1 protein-coding gene is annotated in these 581 nt (G+C 55.8%); it reads left to right on the top strand.

From position 1 onward, the window contains the following. Positions 1–581, top strand: a 581-nt coding sequence (locus tag JTI98_RS04590; RefSeq protein ID WP_252869614.1) for an autotransporter outer membrane beta-barrel domain-containing protein, incomplete at both ends; no start/stop codon positions are given.

Here is a 581-nt window from a genome sequence, read left to right as displayed (position 1 = left end):
GGATTTAAAAACTTCCTGACGGAGATGAACAACCTGAACTACCGCATGGGCGACCTGCGCAACACCCACGGTGAAACCGGGGCGTGGGCGCGAGTCTTCAGCGGTACCGGTTCCGCAGATGCGGGTTATTCAGACAGCTGGACTCACCTGCAGGCTGGCGCCGACAGAAAGCACGCGTTTGACGGTGGTGACCTGTTTACCGGTGTGACGGCAACGTTCACTTACAGTAACAGCCATGGCGATGGCTGGTCCGGTCAGACAAAATCAACCGGTATCGGTCTTTATGCTTCCGCGATGTTTGACTCCGGGCTGTATGTGGATGCCATCGGTAAATATGTTCGCCACGACAACCACTATTCGGCGAGTGAAATGTCGATGCCGGAGCAGGATTACCGCTCGCACTCCTGGTATCTGGGTGCAGAAACCGGCTGGCGCTTCTCACTACCCGGCGAAACTTTTATCCAGCCGCAGACGGAACTGGTTTATGGCTCAGTGTCAGGAACCCGGTTTGACTGGCAGTCTGCAGGTTCAGATATCCGTATGCAGCGTAAGCAGGAGAATCCGTTGATAGGCCGTACGGG

It is taken from the genome of Citrobacter sp. MGH 55 (assembly GCF_016906145.1).
GTDB lineage: Bacteria > Pseudomonadota > Gammaproteobacteria > Enterobacterales > Enterobacteriaceae > Citrobacter_A > Citrobacter_A amalonaticus.
Note: the sequence above shows the minus strand (reverse complement) of the source record. Positions and strands in the feature narration are given on the sequence as shown.